Source organism: Candidatus Blastococcus massiliensis AP3, assembly GCF_000582785.1.
GTDB lineage: Bacteria > Actinomycetota > Actinomycetes > Mycobacteriales > Geodermatophilaceae > Blastococcus > Blastococcus massiliensis.
In genome coordinates, this window is sequence record NZ_HG931173.1 from 1,660,591 (window position 1) to 1,676,982 (window position 16,392).

General features: G+C 74.5%; 15 protein-coding genes. 9 read left to right on the forward strand and 6 right to left on the reverse strand.

The window, feature by feature from the left end; translation table 11 throughout:
- The first annotated feature begins 179 nt into the window (after nt 1–179).
- Nucleotides 180–776 (forward strand): TMEM165/GDT1 family protein, encoded by a 597-nt coding sequence (locus BN344_RS08185; RefSeq protein WP_040337648.1) that lies wholly within the window; start codon nt 180–182, stop codon nt 774–776.
- Nucleotides 777–779: 3 nt separating this feature from the next.
- Here BN344_RS08185 and BN344_RS08190 read toward each other — a convergent pair whose 3' ends face one another.
- The gene (locus BN344_RS08190; protein WP_040337649.1) at nt 780–1,661 is read right to left on the reverse strand and encodes a haloalkane dehalogenase; all 882 of its coding nucleotides are present in this window, start codon (nt 1,659–1,661) and stop codon (nt 780–782) included.
- A gap of 163 nt (nt 1,662–1,824) precedes the next feature.
- Between BN344_RS08190 and BN344_RS08195 the strand changes: the two genes are divergently transcribed.
- On the forward strand, nt 1,825–2,919 hold the full coding sequence (locus tag BN344_RS08195) for an FUSC family protein (protein WP_040337650.1): 1,095 nt from the start codon (nt 1,825–1,827) through the stop codon (nt 2,917–2,919).
- A 12-nt stretch (nt 2,920–2,931) separates the two neighbouring features.
- Here BN344_RS08195 and BN344_RS08200 read toward each other — a convergent pair whose 3' ends face one another.
- Entirely contained in the window at nt 2,932–4,479 is a 1,548-nt protein-coding gene (locus BN344_RS08200) for a glycerol-3-phosphate dehydrogenase/oxidase (protein ID WP_040337651.1), read from the reverse strand.
- 26 nt (nt 4,480–4,505) lie between these two features.
- Between BN344_RS08200 and BN344_RS08205 the strand changes: the two genes are divergently transcribed.
- Nucleotides 4,506–6,179 (forward strand): FAD-binding oxidoreductase, encoded by a 1,674-nt coding sequence (locus tag BN344_RS08205; RefSeq protein WP_040337652.1) that lies wholly within the window; start codon nt 4,506–4,508, stop codon nt 6,177–6,179.
- 104 nt (nt 6,180–6,283) lie between these two features.
- Here BN344_RS08205 and BN344_RS08210 read toward each other — a convergent pair whose 3' ends face one another.
- On the reverse strand, nt 6,284–7,048 hold the full coding sequence (locus BN344_RS08210) for an SDR family oxidoreductase (protein WP_040337653.1): 765 nt from the start codon (nt 7,046–7,048) through the stop codon (nt 6,284–6,286).
- A gap of 117 nt (nt 7,049–7,165) precedes the next feature.
- Between BN344_RS08210 and BN344_RS08215 the strand changes: the two genes are divergently transcribed.
- Both BN344_RS08215 and BN344_RS08220 read left to right on the forward strand, forming a co-directional pair.
- A complete protein-coding gene (locus tag BN344_RS08215; protein ID WP_197022256.1) occupies nt 7,166–8,389 on the forward strand; it encodes an arginine deiminase in 1,224 nt (407 codons plus the stop codon).
- 20 nt (nt 8,390–8,409) lie between these two features.
- Nucleotides 8,410–9,852 carry a M20/M25/M40 family metallo-hydrolase gene (locus BN344_RS08220; protein ID WP_155858788.1) on the forward strand — a complete coding sequence of 481 codons (1,443 nt, stop codon included), beginning with the start codon at nt 8,410–8,412 and terminating at the stop codon, nt 9,850–9,852.
- 73 nt (nt 9,853–9,925) lie between these two features.
- On the opposite strand, the gene BN344_RS08225 is transcribed toward BN344_RS08220, so the two are convergent.
- Entirely contained in the window at nt 9,926–10,858 is a 933-nt protein-coding gene (locus BN344_RS08225) for a DUF5926 family protein (protein ID WP_040337655.1), read from the reverse strand.
- Nucleotides 10,859–11,052: 194 nt separating this feature from the next.
- Between BN344_RS08225 and BN344_RS08230 the strand changes: the two genes are divergently transcribed.
- The gene (locus BN344_RS08230) at nt 11,053–12,669 is read left to right on the forward strand and encodes a long-chain fatty acid--CoA ligase (RefSeq protein WP_040337656.1); all 1,617 of its coding nucleotides are present in this window, start codon (nt 11,053–11,055) and stop codon (nt 12,667–12,669) included.
- 78 nt (nt 12,670–12,747) lie between these two features.
- Nucleotides 12,748–13,086, forward strand: coding sequence for a TFIIB-type zinc ribbon-containing protein (locus tag BN344_RS08235; protein ID WP_040337657.1), 339 nt, complete (start codon nt 12,748–12,750; stop codon nt 13,084–13,086).
- Between the two features lie 41 nt (nt 13,087–13,127).
- Here the strand turns inward: BN344_RS08235 and BN344_RS08240 are convergent, their stop codons facing one another.
- Nucleotides 13,128–13,457, reverse strand: coding sequence for a rhodanese-like domain-containing protein (locus BN344_RS08240; RefSeq protein ID WP_231486638.1), 330 nt, complete (start codon nt 13,455–13,457; stop codon nt 13,128–13,130).
- A 59-nt stretch (nt 13,458–13,516) separates the two neighbouring features.
- Between BN344_RS08240 and BN344_RS08245 the strand changes: the two genes are divergently transcribed.
- Together BN344_RS08245 and BN344_RS08250 are read left to right on the forward strand one after the other, a co-directional pair.
- A complete protein-coding gene (locus tag BN344_RS08245) occupies nt 13,517–14,023 on the forward strand; it encodes a PH domain-containing protein (protein WP_040337659.1) in 507 nt (168 codons plus the stop codon).
- Nucleotides 14,020–15,582, forward strand: coding sequence for a PH domain-containing protein (locus BN344_RS08250; protein WP_051515642.1), 1,563 nt, complete (start codon nt 14,020–14,022; stop codon nt 15,580–15,582). The genes BN344_RS08245 and BN344_RS08250 overlap by 4 nt, the downstream gene beginning before the upstream one ends.
- Nucleotides 15,583–15,640: 58 nt before the next feature.
- Here BN344_RS08250 and BN344_RS08255 read toward each other — a convergent pair whose 3' ends face one another.
- The gene (locus BN344_RS08255) at nt 15,641–16,363 is read right to left on the reverse strand and encodes a response regulator (protein ID WP_051515643.1); all 723 of its coding nucleotides are present in this window, start codon (nt 16,361–16,363) and stop codon (nt 15,641–15,643) included.
- Between the last annotated feature and the right edge of the window lie 29 nt (nt 16,364–16,392).

Consider the following 16,392-nt stretch of genomic DNA (forward strand, 5'->3'; position numbering starts at 1 on the left):
GCGGCCGAAGGGGAGTAGCCCCCCGTCCGCTGGTCGACATGCTGGCGCCTCCCGAGGCCGCCCGGTCAGCGGGTCCACGTCCCGCGTGGATGGGCGAGACCTTCGACCAGCAGCCCTGTGCTGCCCGGTCGGAGGCATTCCCGGCTCCGCCAGGCGGCGCCTCGCGGAGGAGAAGTCTCGTGGTCCTGTCGGTCGTCGCGGCCGCGTTCTTCCTGGTGCTCCCCGTCGAGCTCCCGGACAAGACGCTGTTCGCCAGCCTGGTACTGGCCACCCGCTTCCCGCCGTTGCCGGTCTTCGTCGGCGTCGGGACGGCGTTCGGGCTGCAGGTCGCCATCGCGGTCACCGCCGGCTCGCTGCTGTCGCTGCTGCCGGGGGCGCTGGTGAGCGGCGTCGTCGCGGCGCTGTTCCTGATCGGTGCCGTCATCCTGTGGCGCAGCGCGACCAGCGGGCCGGAGGACGCCGACGACGCCGGCGAGGGACGCGAGGGCACGTCCTTCCTCCGGGTCGCGGCCATCTCCTTCGGCGTGCTGTTCGCCGCCGAGTGGGGCGACCTCTCCCAGCTGGCCACCGCGGGGCTGGCGGCGCGCTACGACGAGCCGCTGTCGGTGTTCGTCGGGGCGTGGGCCGCGCTGCTGGTGGTCTCCGCGCTCGCGGTCTTCCTCGGCAAGAACCTCGCCGACCGGCTGCCGATCGCGCTCATCCGGCGGGTCGCGGCCGGGCTCTTCCTGGTGTTCGCGGTGGTCGCCGCCGCCGAGACGGTCCGCGCCCTCGTCTGACGCTCACTCCAGGGCGGCGAGCCAGTCGGCCACCGCGCGGCCGAGCTCGTGCGGCGAGTCCTCGGGGACGAAGTGGCTGCCGGGGACGGTCACCTCCGTCAGGGCCGGCCAGCTGCGCACCCGCTCGCGCTGCCGGCCGATGAGGATCGCGCCGGGGTCGGCGTCGACGAACAGCTTCGGCACGTCGCTGCGGCCCAGCCAGGTGCTGTAGGCCGCCACCCGCTCCACCACGTCAGCGGGCGTTCCCTCGATCGGGAGCTGCCGGGGCCACTCGAGAGTGGGCCAGCGGGACTCGCGCTCCCGGAACGGCTCGCGGTAGCGGTCGAAGGCCTCGGGCGTGAGCCCGCGGGCCACGCCGCCGGCCAGGAGCAGCTCCACGAACAGGTTCTCGTCCAGCACCGCGGCTTCGCCGTCCGGGCCGCGCATGCGCAGGAAGACGTCGGGCGCCGGCCACTCGTCCCACTCGATGGGCGCGACGATCGCCTCGGTGAACGCGATGCCGCGGACGGCGTCGGGATGGGTGGCGGCCCAGTCGAACCCGAGCCCCGACCCCCAGTCGTGCAGGACCAGCGTCACCCGCTCGGTGGCCCCCACCGTCACCAGGAACTCCGCCAGGTACTCGGCGTGCGTCGCGAACGAGTACGTGCCGGGTCCGGGCGCGGGCAGCTTGTCCGACTGCCCGAAGCCGATCAGGTCGGGCGCCACGCAGCGGCCGAGGTGCTGCACGTGCGGGATGACGTTGCGCCACAGGTAGGACGACGTCGGGTTGCCGTGCAGGAAGACGATCGGGTCCCCCTCGCCCACGTCGACGTACGCCATCTCCGCGTCGCGCACCCGCACGCGCCGGCGGGGGAAGGGGTCCTCGGGGGAGAGCTCGTCGGCCATGACGCGATCGTCACACGGGACCGTCGCAGCTGAGCGTCGAGATCTGCACACTCGTCCCCATCAGGGCGTCCGACGGGGCGAGTGTGCAGATCTCGTCCATGCCCGCGTGACGCTCGCCACCTCTGCGGCGATCACGGCTCCCCGCCCGTCATCCTGGGAGGGGATGGACCGCTTCCTGGCGCTGCTGCGTCATCCCGGCGCGCAGCGCGGCGTGCGGGCCGCCGTCGCCGCCGGCCTGGCCTGGCAGGTGGCGGTGCTGCTGCCGCCGTGGTTGTCGGACTACGCCTACTACGCCCCGCTGGGCGCGGTGATCGCCGTCCTGCCGACGATCGCCGACTCGGCCAGCGCCGCCTGGCGCAGCGTGCTGGCGATCCTCACCGGCTTCACGCTGGCCGTGCTCGTCTACGAGCTCACCCGGGCGGTGCCCAACGCGCTGACCGTCGCCGCGATCGTGGCGCTGGCGGTCGTCGTCGAGCAGTGGAAGCTGTGGCGCGAGCAGGCCAGCTGGGTGAGCTTCGCCGCCGTCCTCATGCTCACCGTCGGCCTGGACGACCCCGACACGTACGTGCTGCGCTACGCCGGGCTCACGATGCTCGGGGCGGCCATCGGCGTGCTGGTCACCACGGTGCTCTTCCCGCCGCTGCAGCTCACCCGTGCCGTCGAGCAGATCACCGCCACCCGCGGCCTGCTCGCCCGGCACCTGACCGACATCGCCGCCATGCTGCGCGACGGCCAGGTGCCGGACGTCTCGCACTGGACCGAGCGCAACCGCCGGCTCGACCGCGCGCTCGACCGGATGCGCAGCGCCGCGACCCGGGTCGAACGCGCCCGACGGGCCAACCCGCGCGCCCGGAAGTGGCAGGGGCGCGCCACGGAGATCCGCGAGGAGGCCCGCGCCGTCGACCGTGTCGCCGTCCTCGTCGACGACCTCACCTCGCTGGTCGTCGAGTTCCACCCGCACCGCCGGGGCATCGACCAGGTGGACGCGGGGACCGGCTGGGTGCTCGCCGACACCCTCGAGAGCCTGGCCGGCGTCGTCTGCACGCCGTACCACACCAGCGACGGGTCGACCCCCGACGAGCGCGACGAGCAGATCGCCCGGGCGGGAGCCGCGCTGGGGCGGCTGGTCAGCCTCCTGCGCACCTCCTCCCTGGAGGACGACGAGGGGTTCTTCGCGCTGGGCGCGGTGGCGGTCGGTGTCCGGCGCAGCCTGACGGCGCTCCAGGCCGACGAGCCACGCGCGGTCGTCGCGGCCTGAGGGCTCGTCCCCTCAGGCGGGACGCAGCTCCTCGGCCAGCACCCGCTCCGCCACCGGCACCGCCCGCGCGCGGTCCTCGGGCACCAGGCCGATGCGGGTGCGCCGGTCCAGCAGGTCGGAGACCGTGCGGGCCCCCTCGTGGCGGACGCCGAAGCGCAGCTCCCCCACCGTCTCGGGACGGCCGGCCGCCACGACGTCGGGGCCCAGCGACTCCACCTCGGTCGCCTCGGTGCCGTACCGCGCCACCAGGCGGGCCGGCGCGGACAGGCGCTCCAGCGCGGGCCGCGGCGCCGCCCCGATCAGGGCCAGGCGCGGCGTGGTGGACCGGGCGTTCCCGCCCAGCCGGGCGACGACGGCGTCGACCGTCTCCTCCGCCATCGCGCGGTAGGTCGTGAGCTTGCCGCCGACCACGGTGAGGACCGGTCCGTCCCAGCTCAGCAGGTGCTTGCGGGAGAGGTCGGCGGTCGCGTCACCCGGCCCCGTCCCCGCGGACTCCGGCAGGACCAGCGGGCGGTACCCGGCGTAGCGGCCGACGACGTCGTCGCTGGTGAGCGGGTCGCTGAGCACCTGGTTGACGGTGTCGAGCAGCTGCTGCACCTCGCCGTCCGAGGGCTGCGGGTCGTCGTCGGGGACGGGCCCCTCGACCGGTTCGTCGGTGATGCCCAGGTAGACCAGGCCGTCGGCCTGCGGCAGCGCGAAGACGTACCTCGACCGGGAGCCGGGCAGCGGCACGGTGAGCGCCGCCGACGGGGAGCCCAGCCGGTCGGCCCGCAGCACCAGGTGCGAGCCGCGGGAGGGCACCAGCCGGATGCCCGGAGCCAGCCGCTGCGCCCATACGCCCGCCGCGTTGACGACGACCCGCGCGCGCAGCGTGAACGCCTCGCCGTCGAGGTCGGCGTGCACCTCGGCGGAGCCGAGCGGGGGCGTGGTGGCGCCGTCGACGGCGGTCACCGTGGCGCCGGTGAGGATCCGGGCGCCGTACGCCGCGGCGGTGCGCGCCAGCGCCACGACCAGCCGGGCGTCGTCGACGAGCTGACCGTCCCAGAACACCACCCCGCCGCGCCCCGGGCGGACCCCGGGCACCAGCCGCCCGACCTCGTCGGCGCCCACCCGCCGGGTGGAGGGCAGCGACCCGCGGCCGCCCATGACCGACAGCCGGACGAGGTCACCGAGCCGGCCACCGACCGCACCCAGCGCGCTGACGTCGCGCCCCGCGGCATCGGGGATGAGGAACGGCAACCGGCGCACCAGGTGCGGCGCCGTGGTGCCCATGAGGACGGCGCGCTCCCGGGCGCTCTCCCGCGCCAGCCCGATCTCCCCGTGGGCCAGGTAGCGCAGCCCGCCGTGCACCAGCTTGGACGACCAGCGGCTGGTGCCCGCGGCCAGGTCGGTGCGCTCCAGCAGGACCACCGACAACCCGCGGGCAGCAGCGTCCAGGGCGACGCCCGCGCCGGTCACCCCGCCGCCCACCACGACGACGTCGACCAGCGATCCCGCGGTGTCGGCCAGGTCGCGCGAACGCTGCCCGGCCGACAGGGAACCGATCACCGTGATCCGCATCGCATCGGCACCGGCAGACTGTAGCCGTGCCCGAACAGCCGGAACTGACGATCCAGGGCTGGGGTCCCCACCCCGCCGACGGCTCCACCGACTCCACGGGGGACCGCGCGCCCGCTCTCGAGGCGACCTTGCCCAAGGCCGCCCGCCGCCATCTGGCCCGCGAACTGGGCTGGACGCCGCGGCGCACGCCGCCGGTCGCGGTGGACGACATCCGGCTCACGCCGTCCCGGCTGCCCGACGCCGCCCGGGCCGCCCTGGCCGGCGTGGTGGGCGAGGAGAACGTGCGCACCGACCGGGAGTCGAGGCTGCGCCGGGCCGGCGGCAAGAGCTACCTGGACCTGCTGCGCCGCCGGGAAGGGGACGCCTCGGACGCCCCGGACGCCGTGGTGCTGCCCGGAACGACCGACGAGACCGCCGCCCTGCTCGCGGTGTGCAGCGAGCACGACGTCGTCGTCGTCCCGTTCGGCGGTGGGACGAGCGTGGTCGGCGGGCTGGCCGGCGTGGATCCCGACGACCGCCCGGCGGTGGTCCTCGACCTGGGCCGGATGGCGTCGGTGCAGGACCTCGACGTGCCCTCGTCGCTGGTGACGGTCGGGCCGGGGATGCGCGGGCCGGCGCTGGAGGAGGCCCTGGGACGGGAAGGGCTGACGTTCGGCCACCTGCCGCAGAGCTGGGAGTTCGCCACCATCGGCGGCTACGCGGCGACCCGCAGCTCCGGGCAGGCCTCCACCGGCGTGGGCCGGTTCGACGAGCTGGTCGCCGGGCTCACGCTGGCGACGCCGTCCGGGGTCCTCGAGCTCGGGCACCCGCCGGCGTCGGCCGCGGGCCCGGACCTGCTGGGCCTCGCGCTCGGATCGGAGGGGACGCTCGGGGTGATCACCGAGGTGACGCTGCGGGTCCGCCCGAAGCCCACGACGACGGCCTACGAGGGGTGGTCGTTCCGCACCTGGGCCGCCGGGCTGGCCGCGCTGCAGCGGCTCGCGCGGCACGACCTGCTGCCCGACGTCGTCCGGCTCTCCGACGGCGACGAGACGCGGGCCAACCTGCTCAACGCCGGCGGCGCGGGCGCCCGGATGCTGCGCCGGATGCTGCGCGCACGGGGGCACGGCGAGGGCTGCCTGCTCGTCGTCGGCTGGGAGGGGCTGCCGGAGATCGTGCGAGCGCGCAAGCGGGCGGGCTCCGCGCTGCTGCGCGAGGGCGGCGCGATCCGGGTGGGCCGCACCGTCGGGGAGTCGTGGCGCCGGCACCGGTTCGGGGCGCCCTACGTGCGCGACTCCCTGCTGGACGCCGGCCTGCTGGTCGAGACGCTGGAGACGGCGGCCACCTGGTCGGCGCTGCCCACGGTCTACGACGCCGTCCGGCGGGCGCTGCGCGAGTCGCTGACCGTCTCGGGACGCCGTCCGCTGGTGATGACGCATCTCTCGCACGGCTACCCGACCGGCGCCTCGCTGTACTTCACCGTGCTCGCCGACCGCGACGACGCGCTGCCGATCCAGCAGTGGCTGGGCGCCAAGCGGGCCGCGACCGACGCGATGCTCGCCGCGGGGGGAACGCTCACCCACCACCACGCCGTCGGCGCCGACCACCGGCCGTGGCTGGAGCGGGAGATCGGGCGGCTGGGCGTGGAGGTGCTGCGTGCGGTCAAGGCGCGGCTGGACCCGAAGGGCATCTGCAACCCCGGCGTCCTGCTCCCCGACTGAGGGGCGGCCACGATCAGGTGACCTGATCGTGCAGCGTCCTCCCTCACGGTGGGCGGTGAGGGAGGACGCCCGATGATCAGGTCACCTGATCATCGCGGGCAGCCTCAGGTGGCGATGCCGCCGTCGACGGGGATGATCGTGCCGGTCAGGTACGAGCCGGCCCGCGAGGACAGGAAGACGGCGATACCGGCCATGTCGTCGGGGCGCCCGATGCGGCCGAGCGGAACCCGCTTGTTCATCTCGTCGCCGGCGGCGGCGAGCGTGGCGGCCATCATCTTCGACTCGAACGGTCCCGGGGCGACGGCGTTGACCGTGATCCGGCGGGGTGCCAGCTCCTTGGACAGGTTGCGGGTGAGCTGGTGCACCGCGGCCTTGGACGTCGAGTACGAGTACGTGCGTGCCGCGGAGGGCTGCAGGCCCGCGATGCTGCCGATGTTGATCACCCGGGCCGGGTCCTCGTGCGAGGCGGCCTTCTCCAGCAGCGGCAGGAACGCGCGGGTGACGAAGAACGGCGCCTTGAGGTTGAGGTCGAGCACCTTGTCCCACGCCGACTCGGGGAACTTCTCCAGGTCCTCGCCCCAGGTGGCGCCGGCGTTGTTGACCAGGATGTGCACCTGCTCCTCGCGCTTGCCGACCTCCTCGGCCAGCCGGATGCACTCCGCCTCCTTCGAGACGTCGGCCGGGATGGAGATGGCCGTGCCGAACTCGGCCAGCTCGGCGACGGCGGCCTCGCCGGCGTCGGCCTTGCGGGAGCTGATGTAGACGCGCGCCGCTCCGGCCTGAAGCAGACCGCGGGCGATCATCATGCCGATGCCGCGGGTCCCCCCGGTCACCACGGCCACCTTGCCGGTCAGGTCGAACAGGTCCACGTCGCACCTCCGCTTGACGGGTCCCGGCAGCGCTGCCGGCCCGGATACGCACACTAACCAGCGGGTCGCGGCCGCCCCGCGGTACTCCGGCGCACCGGCTGTGCCAGCCTTCTGATCATGACCCCGTCCCCGGCCATGGGCGCCAGCAGCGAGGTCGGCACGCTGCGGACGGTGCTGCTGCACCGGCCCGGCAACGAGCTGCGACGACTGACGCCGCGCAACAACGACGAGCTGCTCTTCGACGGCGTCCCGTGGGTGGATCGCGCCCAGGAGGAGCACGACGCCTTCGCCGCGGCGCTGACCGCCCGGGGCGTCGAGGTCCTCTACCTCGACCGGCTGCTCACCGAGGTCCTCTCGTTCCCCTCCGCGCGGGCCGAGCTCATCGGCGCGGCGGTCGACGACCCGCGCCTCGGCGCCACCCTGCAGCGGGCCGCCACCCGGCACCTGGCCTGGCTCGATCCCGAGGCGCTGGCCGCCACGCTCATCGGCGGGCTCGCCCACGACGAGCTGCGCGGCGGGCGGGGACTGGCGTACGAGGTCATGGACCGCGCGGACTTCGTCGTCCCCCCGCTGCCCAACCTGCTGTTCACCCGCGACTCGTCGGTGTGGATCGGCGACGAGGTCGCGGTCACGTCGCTGGCCATGCCGGCGCGGCACCGCGAGAGCACGATCACCGCCGCCGTCTACACCCACCACCCGCGCTTCGCCGGCGCCGAGCAGCTCTACGCCGCGAACCTCGAGCACCTCGAGGGCGGCGACGTCCTGCTGCTGGCACCGGGCGTGCTGGCGGTCGGGGTCGGCGAGCGGACGACGCCGGGCGGCGCCGAACGGCTGGCGCGGCGGGTGTTCGCCCGCGGGCTGGCGCACACGGTGCTCGTCGTCCCGATCGCCCAGGAGCGGGCCACCATGCACCTGGACACCATCGCCACGATGGTCGACGTCGACGCGCTGGTCATGTACCCCGCGGTCGCCGACTCGCTGAGCGCGTGGACGGTCACGGCCCCGGACGGGGTGGCCGACGACGCCGATCCGGTGGAGCTGACCGTGACCGGGCCGCAGCCGTTCGTGGAGGCGGCCGCCGCCGCGATGGGCATCGACAAGCTGCGGGTCATCGACACCGGCCTGGACCCCGTCACCGCCGAGCGCGAGCAGTGGGACGACGGCAACAACACCCTCGCGCTCGCCCCGCGCCTGACGGTCGGCTACGAGCGCAACACGGTCACCAACGCAGCACTCGAGGCGGCCGGCATCGAGGTCATCCGGATCGCGGGCTCCGAGCTCGGCAGCGGCCGGGGCGGCCCGCGGTGCATGTCCTGCCCCGTCTCCCGCGACCCCCTGTGAGACGAACCCGAGGAGCCAGCATGCGTCGTCCCCTCGTCCTGGCCGGTGCGGCAGCGGCCGCCGCTGCCGCGGGCGCCACCGCCCGGCGGGTGTCCCGCTTCCGCCCCGCGGAAGCCTCCGGCGCCCCGGTCGACCTCAGCGGGCTGGACGCCGACGGCGCGGCCGCCCGCCTGGCCGAGCTCATCCGCATCCCCACCGTCTCCTACCGGGACCGCGCACAGATCGACGAGGCGGCGTTCGCCGAGTACCGCGCCCGGCTGGCCGAGCTGTACCCCCGGACGCACGCCACGCTGGAGCGCGAGCAGCTGGGCGACGGCGCGCTGCTGTACCGCTGGCGCGGGACCACCGACGAGCCGCCGCTGGTGCTCATGGCGCACTACGACGTCGTCCCCGTGGAGGGCCAGGCCTGGAGCCGCGACCCGTTCTCCGGGCTGATCGAGGACGGCGTCGTGCACGGCCGCGGGGCCATCGACGACAAGGGCTCGATGGTCGCCATCCTCGAGGCGGTCGAGGCGCTCGTGACCGAGGGCTGCACGCCCCGGCGCGACGTCTGGCTCTCCTTCGGCAACGACGAGGAGGTCACCGGCGTCGGCGCCCAGCTCGCGGTCGCGGCGTTCACCGAGCGCGGCATCACGCCGTGGGCCGTGCTCGACGAGGGCGGCGCGGTGGTGACCGGGATGTTCCCGGGCGTCCCCGGGCAGATCGCCGTCGTGGGACTGGCCGAGAAGGGCAGCCTCAACGTCGAGCTGGTCACCACCGACCCGGGCGGGCACGCGGCCTCCCCCCTCCCCGGCGGCGCACCGGCGCGGCTGGCGAAGGCCATCCTCGCCGTCGACGCGCAGCCGTTCCCCGCCCGCCTCAACGACGTCGTCCTCGGCATGGTCGACGCCGCCGGCCGGCACGCGCCCGGCCCGCTGCGCGCGGTGTTCGCGAACGCGCGTGCGCTGGGCCCGGTGCTGGCGACGGTCCTCTCCCGCGCCGGGCGCGAGGCCAACGCCCTCGTGCGGACGACGGTGGCGGTGACCCGGCTGGAGGGCAGCAAGGCCTCCAACGTGCTGGCGACCCGGGCGTCGGCGCACCTGAACATCCGGATCGCGCTCGGCGAGACCGTGCAGTCGACCGTGGACCGGCTGCGCCAAGTGATCGGCGACGAGTCGGTGGAGCTGCGCGTGCTGACCGGCAACGACCCCTCGCCGGTCTCGCGGACCGACAACGACGCCTGGGCGCTGGTCGCCGCGGCCGCGCAGGCGGCCTACCCCGACGCGGTGGTGGCGCCGTACCTGATGGTGCAGGCCAGCGACTCGCGGCACTTCAGCCAGATCTGCGACAGCGTCTACCGGTTCATGCCGTTCGACGTGACCCGCGAGGAACTGGCGGCCCTGCACGCCGCCGACGAGCGGATCTCGATCGCGGCGCTGCACCGTGGCGCCGGCTTCGTCCGCCACCTGATCCGCAGCATCTGAAGCACCCCAGGGACTTTCGGCGCCGAAAGTCCCCGGGCTTCGGGGGACTTTCGGCGCCGAAAGTCCCCAGCGGTTAGCGGATGGTGATCTGGCGGGACAGCAGGCCGGCGCGGGCGCGGCGCTCGTCGGCGTCGAGCGGCTCGGTGACGGTGAGCGCCTGCTCCAGGCGCGCCTGCCACTGGGTGGCCGGCTCGATCCAGTCCTCGGCGGGTGCGTCGGCGGGCAGGTCCCACACCGGCACGACGAGCCCGTGGGCCCGGAAGGCGCCGGCGTAGCGGATCCCCTCGCCCAGCAGCATCGGCTCCCCGGCCGCGCGCAGCCGGGCCAGCGCGTCGAGCAGCTGCTCCTCGCGCTCCGGACGCACCCAGCGCAGATGGGCGCGCTCGGAGCCGGGCCGCACCCAGTAGGCGGCCTCGAGCCCGGCCAGGCGGACGGTGGGCAGGATCGACTCGTTGGCGTGCTGGAGCCCGGCCTGCGCGGCCGCACCGGCGTCGGTGCCCTCGAGCCAGAACCCGAAGTCCTCGTGCACGGTCACCTCGAAGGGCGCCGTGAGGTCCAGCAGCTCCTGCAGGCGCGGCCCGGCCGAGCCCGCGCCACCGATCGGGCCCGGGTCGACCGGCGCACCGGCCGGCGCCTCGAGCGCGGCGGCCAGGGCGGTGCCGATGTCGCGGCTGACGTCGTCGGACGAGGCCTGGAGCTGGACCCCCAGGAGGATCTCACCGCTCTCCCGCACCAGCGCCGGCGTTCCACCGGGCAGCACGCTCGCGAGCGTGACGTCGCGGCCGTCCGTCGTCCGCAGCGCCGCCGTCGCCGCCGGCACCAGCTCGCGCAGCGCCACCCAGTCCGCCTCGCCGGGCAGGCCCTCGAAGGAGCGGATCACCGGGGGCGCGTAGCCGGAGCCGTGGCAGTGCTTGTAGCGGCGGCCCGACCCGCACGGGCACGGAGCCTTGGGGTTGACGCCTTCGGGCGCGGCAGCGGGAGCGGTGGTGCGCTTGCGGGAAGCCATGCGCGCCAGCGTAGGTGGGTCGGAGCGGCCCCCGGACAGGCGCTCGGCCGGTGCCCTGCCCCGAGACATGCGAACTCGTGGCCATCAGCGGCCGATCACCACGAGTTCGCATGACTCGGCGGCCGCAGGGAGCCACCGGCGTCCCTGGGGGCCGGCACTGGAAGGTGAGCCGGGTCACTGGCAGGATCCGGACCATGCGCGGCCTGATGCAGGACAGCCCCCTCACCATCGACACGATCTTCCGCCACGCCGAGCAGCACTACGGCGACGTCCCGATCGTCACGAACGGGCCGAAGGGGGTCACCCGCAGCACCTATCGCGAGTGGGCGGACCGGACCCGCCGGCTCGGCGGCGTGCTCGACACCCTCGGCATCAGCGCCGACGGGCGGGTGGCGACCTTCGGCTGGAACAGCCAGCGGCACCTCGAGCTCTACTTCGCCGCGCCCTGCACCGGCCGCGTGCTGCACACCCTCAACATCCGGCTGTTCCCCGAGCAGCTCACCTACATCGCCAACCACGCCGAGGACGAGGTCGTCTTCGTCGACCGCTCGGTCTTCGGCCTGTTCTGGCCGCTCGTGGACACGATGACGACGGTCCGGCACGTCGTCGTCATGGAGGACGGCGGCGACGCCGAGCTGCCCGACGACCCGCGGATCAGCGACTACGAGACGCTCCTGGCCGCGGCTGAGCCGGTCGAGTTCGACGTCCGGGACGAGAACCTGGCCGCCTCGATGTGCTACACGAGCGGCACCACCGGCAACCCCAAGGGCGTCGTCTACTCGCACCGCTCGACGGTGCTGCACACCATGGCGGCGCTCTCCCCCAACGCCTTCGGGCTCAGCGTCCGCGACGTCGCGATGCCCGTCGTCCCGATGTTCCACGCGAACGCCTGGGGCATCGCGCAGGCCGCCCCGGCCGCGGGCGCGGCGCTGGTCTTCCCCGGCCCGATGATGCAGCCGGAGAACCTCGCCAAGCTGATCGTCGACGAGGGCGTCACCTTCACCGCCGGCGTCCCCACCATCTGGCAGGGCGTGCTCCCCCACCTCGCCGGGCAGCCGCACAAGCTGCGCGAGATCGGCTGCGGCGGGTCGGCGGTGCCCAAGGCACTGAGCGAGGCCTACCGCGAGCAGGTCGGCCTGCCGATCCTCCAGGCCTGGGGCATGACCGAGACCTCACCGGTCGCGTCGTCGGGCATCCTGCCCAAGCGGTACGAGGACGCCGACGACGAGACCAAGGCGAACGTGCGCGCCCGGGCCGGCGTCCCGCTGTTCGGTGTCGAGGCGCGGATCGTCGACGCCGACACCCTCGAGCCGCAGGCCTGGGACGACGCCGCCACCGGTGAGCTGCAGGTGCGCGGGAACTGGTGCGCCAAGGAGTACTACAACCCCGACGCCGGCACCGTGCTCGCCACCGACGACGGCTGGATGAAGACCGGTGACGTCGCGGCCATGGACGAGTACGGCTCGATCCGCATCGCCGACCGCACCAAGGACCTCATCAAGTCCGGCGGCGAGTGGATCAGCTCGGTCGACCTGGAGAACGCGATCATGAGCCACCCGGCCGTGGCCGAGGCCGCGGTGGTCGGCGTGAAGCACCCGAAGTGGGACGAACGACCGCTGGCCTGCGTCGTCCTCAAGCAGGGCGAGACGGTGACGGAGGAGGAGATCCTCGAGCACCTCAAGCCGCTGGTGGCCAAGTGGTGGCTGCCCGACGCCGTGGAGTTCATCGACGAGGTGCCCAAGACCAGCGTCGGCAAGTTCTCCAAGAAGGACCTGCGCGCGAAGTTCGCCGAGTACGAACTGAAGGCCTGACCTGCTCGTCCGCGGTACAGCGGTCCGCTCCACCGCGGACGAGCAGGTGGATCGTGGGGCGCAGGTAGCCTGACGTCCATGCAGCTCCTGTGCCCGAAGTGCCACAACGTGATGGCGCAGTACGAGCGCAACCGCGTCCTGGTCGACCAGTGCACCGAGTGCAAGGGCCTGTTCCTCGACCGCGGTGAGCTGGAGAACCTCATCGCCGCCGAGCGCGCGTACCTCGACGCCGAGGAGGGCCGCCCCGTCGCGCCTCCGCAGGCGCCGCGCCCGCCGGTGCCGGACCCGTACGACCGGGACCCTCGGAACTACGGCCAGCACCGCTACGACGAGCGCTACTACGGCCGCGGCTACGACGAGAAGTACGCCAAGAAGAAGCGCCGCAAGAGCATCCTCGAGGAGCTCCTCGACTTCTGAGCGACTCTCACGGGACTTTCGGCGCCGAAAGTCCCGTGGGGTCAGCGCACGAAGGGGGGCTCGCCGGTCTCGCTGACCATGGGCTTGCCGGCGGCCTCCCACTCCCCCATGCCGCCCGCGACGTTCACCGCGTCGAAGCCGTTCTGGTTCAGCCAGGCGGCCACCCGCGCGGAGCGGCCGCCGCTGCGGCAGGTCACGTAGAGCGGGTCGCCCTCCGGCAGGTCGTCCAGCCGGCTCGGGACGTCGCCCATCGGGATGTGCGTCGCGCCCTCGATGTGGCCGTGCACCCACTCGTCGTCCTCGCGGACGTCGAGGACCACGGCGTCCTGGGGCAGTTCGCTGACGGACACGGTCGGGACCTGCTGCGGCATCACGCCCTCCATCGTGGCACGACCCGCCGGAGCGGCGCGGGCTGCGAGGATGACTCCCGATGACCACCGCCCACGTCCGCGAACCCGCGTGGTCGCTGCCCCGCTCGGCGATCGGGCTGTGGGTGACCGAGAGCCTGATCAGCGCGGCCGTCACCGCGGTCGTCGTCATCGCGCTGCTCGTCTGGGTGCCGGGCGACCTCGGTGGGCCGGTCCCCTTCCTGCGCTGGGCGGTCCCGGTCGTCGCCGTCCTGGAGGCGCTGGTCAGCATCGTCGTGCGCCCGTGGCTCAAGCACCGGGTCTACCGCTGGGAGGTCACCGGGGACGCCGTCTTCACCCGCACCGGCTGGCTCAGCCAGACCTGGACGCTGGTGCCGGTCTCCCGCATCCAGACCGTCGACGTCACCCGCGGCCTGCTCCAGCAGATGTTCGGGCTGGCGACGGTCGCCGTGTTCACCGCCTCCAGCCAGGGCACGGTGCACATCTGGCACCTCGAGCACGGGGTCGCCCAGCGGGTCGCCGCCGACCTCGCCGAGCGCGCCGAACGGACCCGGGACCAGGCGACATGACCTGGCCGGCCCCGGTTCCGCCGCCGCTCCCGCCGCCGGCCCGCCGGACGTCGCCGCGGGTCGTCCTGGTCCACACCGTCACGTTCCGCCAGGCCCGAAGGTTCGTCCCGTACGCGATCCCGGCGCTGGCAGCGGTCGGGCTGGGCGGTGGCCGCTGGACCGTCGTCGGACTCGTCGCGGCCGTCACGCTGGTCTCCCTGGGGACGGCGGCGCTGACCTGGTGGCGGTTCAGCTATCTCGACGGGCCCGGCGCCGTCGTCGTCACGCGCGGGCTGGTGTCGCGGTCCGTGCGCACCGTCCCGAACGACCGGATCCGCGGGGTGGAGATCGAGGCCCCTCCGGTGCACCGGCTGCTGGGGCTGGTGCGGGTGCGCATCGACGCCGCTGCCGGTGGTACGAGCAGCGCGGGGCGCGGTGCGGGTGCCGACGAGGAACTCCTGATCGACGGCGTCCCCCGCGACGAGGGCGACCGGCTGCGGACGGCGGTGCTCACCAAGCGCAGTCGCCTTCCGGCGGCCGGTCCCGAGGACCCGGGCCGCATGCCGGAAGGAGCCCCGGCCGAGCAACCCGAGGAGCCCGAGGAGGAGTTCGCCCGCTTCAGCAACCGCTGGCTGCTCTACGCGCCCCTGGTCGGTGGCTACCTCGCCGTGCCGCTGGCCGCCGTCGGCGCGCTGTCCCGGGTCGTCGACGAGGTGCCCGACAGCGTGCTGCCCGACCTGGACGGGCCGTCGCTGGACTCGCCCCTCGTCGCGCTGGCGCTCGCGGCGGTCGCCATAGCCCTGCTGGCGGGAGGCGCGGTGATCGGCGCCGCCGTCGTCAACTGGCGGTTCCGGCTGGTCCGGCGCGGCGGATCGCTGGTGGCCGTGCGCGGGCTGCTCACCCGGCGGCACACCGAATTGGAGATCGACCGCATCCGCGGCGTCGCCGTGGCCGACGGGGCCGGGATGCGGCTGGTCGGCGCGGCCCGGGTCAACGGCCTGGTCACCGGCCTCGGGGACGCCCAGCGCCGCGGGCAGCTGCTCCCTCTCGGACCACGCGCGGAGGCCGAGCGGCTCGCCCGGCGGCTAGTCGACGACCCCGGCCCGCTCACCCGCCATCCCGCCGCCGCCCGGCGCCGGCGGATCGTCCGCGCCATGGGCGGCGGACTGCTGGTCACCGCCGCCGGAGCGGTGCTGACCGTGACCGCCGGCTGGTGGCCGCTGCTGCTGGCCGGCGTCGTCCTCACCGTGCTGGGCGTGCCGCTGGGCCTGGGGCGTTTTGCCTCCCTGGGGCACGCCGCCGGCGCACGGTCCTTCGCCGTCCGCGTCGGCTGGCTGGTGCGCGAGCGGGCGGTCCTGGAGCGGCGGGCGGTCGTCGGCTGGCAGGTGCAGCAGTCGTGGTTCCAGCGCCGGGCGGGGCTGGCCTCCGTCGTCGCCTGCGTGGGAGCCGGGCGCGGCGGCTACATCGCCCTCGACATGTCCGCCGACGACGTCGCCCCCTTCGCGGTGGCGGCGTCGGAGCCGTGGGCCGAGCAGCTCCTGCCCCGCACCTCCGGCGAAGTCGAGACGAACCGTTCCTGATCGAGGCGTGACGATCACCCGGGCGGGTAGCTGCGCCCGCGATGAGGTCCTGTCCGGCTCACCCGGCCCAGCCGCCGGCCGGGCGGGCGCGCGCGCCGGAGTCCTTGCCGAGCCCGACGCGGCCGGCCAGCGCGGCGGCCTCGACCCGCGTGGTCACGTCCAGCCGCCGCAGCAGGTGGGCGACCAGCCGCTTCGTGGTCCGCTCCGACACGTGCAGCGTCGTCGCGATGTCCACGGTGCTGGTGCCGTCCGCGATCAGCCGCCACAGCCGGCGCTCATCGGCGGTGAGCTGGTCGGCGATGCCCTGCTCGCCGGTCGGGGTGGCCTCCTCCAGCAGCTGCCGCAGCAGCGCCTCGGGCAGCACCGACCAGCCGTCCAGGACGGCGAGCAACGGCCGCACGAGGGATTCCGGGTCGGCAGTCTTCGGCAGGAAGCCCGCCGCACCCGCCCGCAGCGCCTCGATCGCGGCGTCGGCCTCCGCCAGGCCTGAGAGCGCCACGACCCGCACCATCGGGTCTGCCCGGCGGATCGCGGCGATCGCCCTGGTTCCCCCCGGTGGGGGCATGTGCAGGTCGACGATCGCCACGTCGGCGTGGTGCCGGCGCACCAGCGCGGCCGCGGCCGAGGCGTCGTCCGTCGTCCCCACGACCCGCACCCTGCCGCCGCTCAGGCCCGGCAGGAGCAGGCCCAGCCCCCGGGTGAACAGGGGGTGGTCGTCGACCACCACCACGTCCACCGGGCCACCGCGTTCAGCAGCGAGCGCGCCGTCGATCTCCGACATCACCCTCCTGTCGGCCGTCGTCCCCCGGC

What these genes read in the sequence shown, in the direction of transcription:
- BN344_RS08245 (WP_040337659.1), top strand. Translation starts at nt 13,517, where the DNA reads ATGACCACCGCCCACGTCCGCGAACCCGCGTGGTCGCTGCCCCGCTCG.
- BN344_RS08200 (WP_040337651.1), bottom strand. Translation starts at nt 4,479, where the DNA reads ATGCGGATCACGGTGATCGGTTCCCTGTCGGCCGGGCAGCGTTCGCGC.
- BN344_RS08235 (WP_040337657.1), top strand. Translation starts at nt 12,748, where the DNA reads ATGCAGCTCCTGTGCCCGAAGTGCCACAACGTGATGGCGCAGTACGAG.
- BN344_RS08255 (WP_051515643.1), bottom strand. Translation starts at nt 16,363, where the DNA reads ATGTCGGAGATCGACGGCGCGCTCGCTGCTGAACGCGGTGGCCCGGTG.
- BN344_RS08240 (WP_231486638.1), bottom strand. Translation starts at nt 13,457, where the DNA reads ATGCCGCAGCAGGTCCCGACCGTGTCCGTCAGCGAACTGCCCCAGGAC.
- BN344_RS08220 (WP_155858788.1), top strand. Translation starts at nt 8,410, where the DNA reads ATGCGTCGTCCCCTCGTCCTGGCCGGTGCGGCAGCGGCCGCCGCTGCC.
- BN344_RS08190 (WP_040337649.1), bottom strand. Translation starts at nt 1,661, where the DNA reads ATGGCCGACGAGCTCTCCCCCGAGGACCCCTTCCCCCGCCGGCGCGTG.
- BN344_RS08225 (WP_040337655.1), bottom strand. Translation starts at nt 10,858, where the DNA reads ATGGCTTCCCGCAAGCGCACCACCGCTCCCGCTGCCGCGCCCGAAGGC.
- BN344_RS08215 (WP_197022256.1), top strand. Translation starts at nt 7,166, where the DNA reads ATGACCCCGTCCCCGGCCATGGGCGCCAGCAGCGAGGTCGGCACGCTG.
- BN344_RS08230 (WP_040337656.1), top strand. Translation starts at nt 11,053, where the DNA reads ATGCGCGGCCTGATGCAGGACAGCCCCCTCACCATCGACACGATCTTC.
- BN344_RS08195 (WP_040337650.1), top strand. Translation starts at nt 1,825, where the DNA reads ATGGACCGCTTCCTGGCGCTGCTGCGTCATCCCGGCGCGCAGCGCGGC.
- BN344_RS08250 (WP_051515642.1), top strand. Translation starts at nt 14,020, where the DNA reads ATGACCTGGCCGGCCCCGGTTCCGCCGCCGCTCCCGCCGCCGGCCCGC.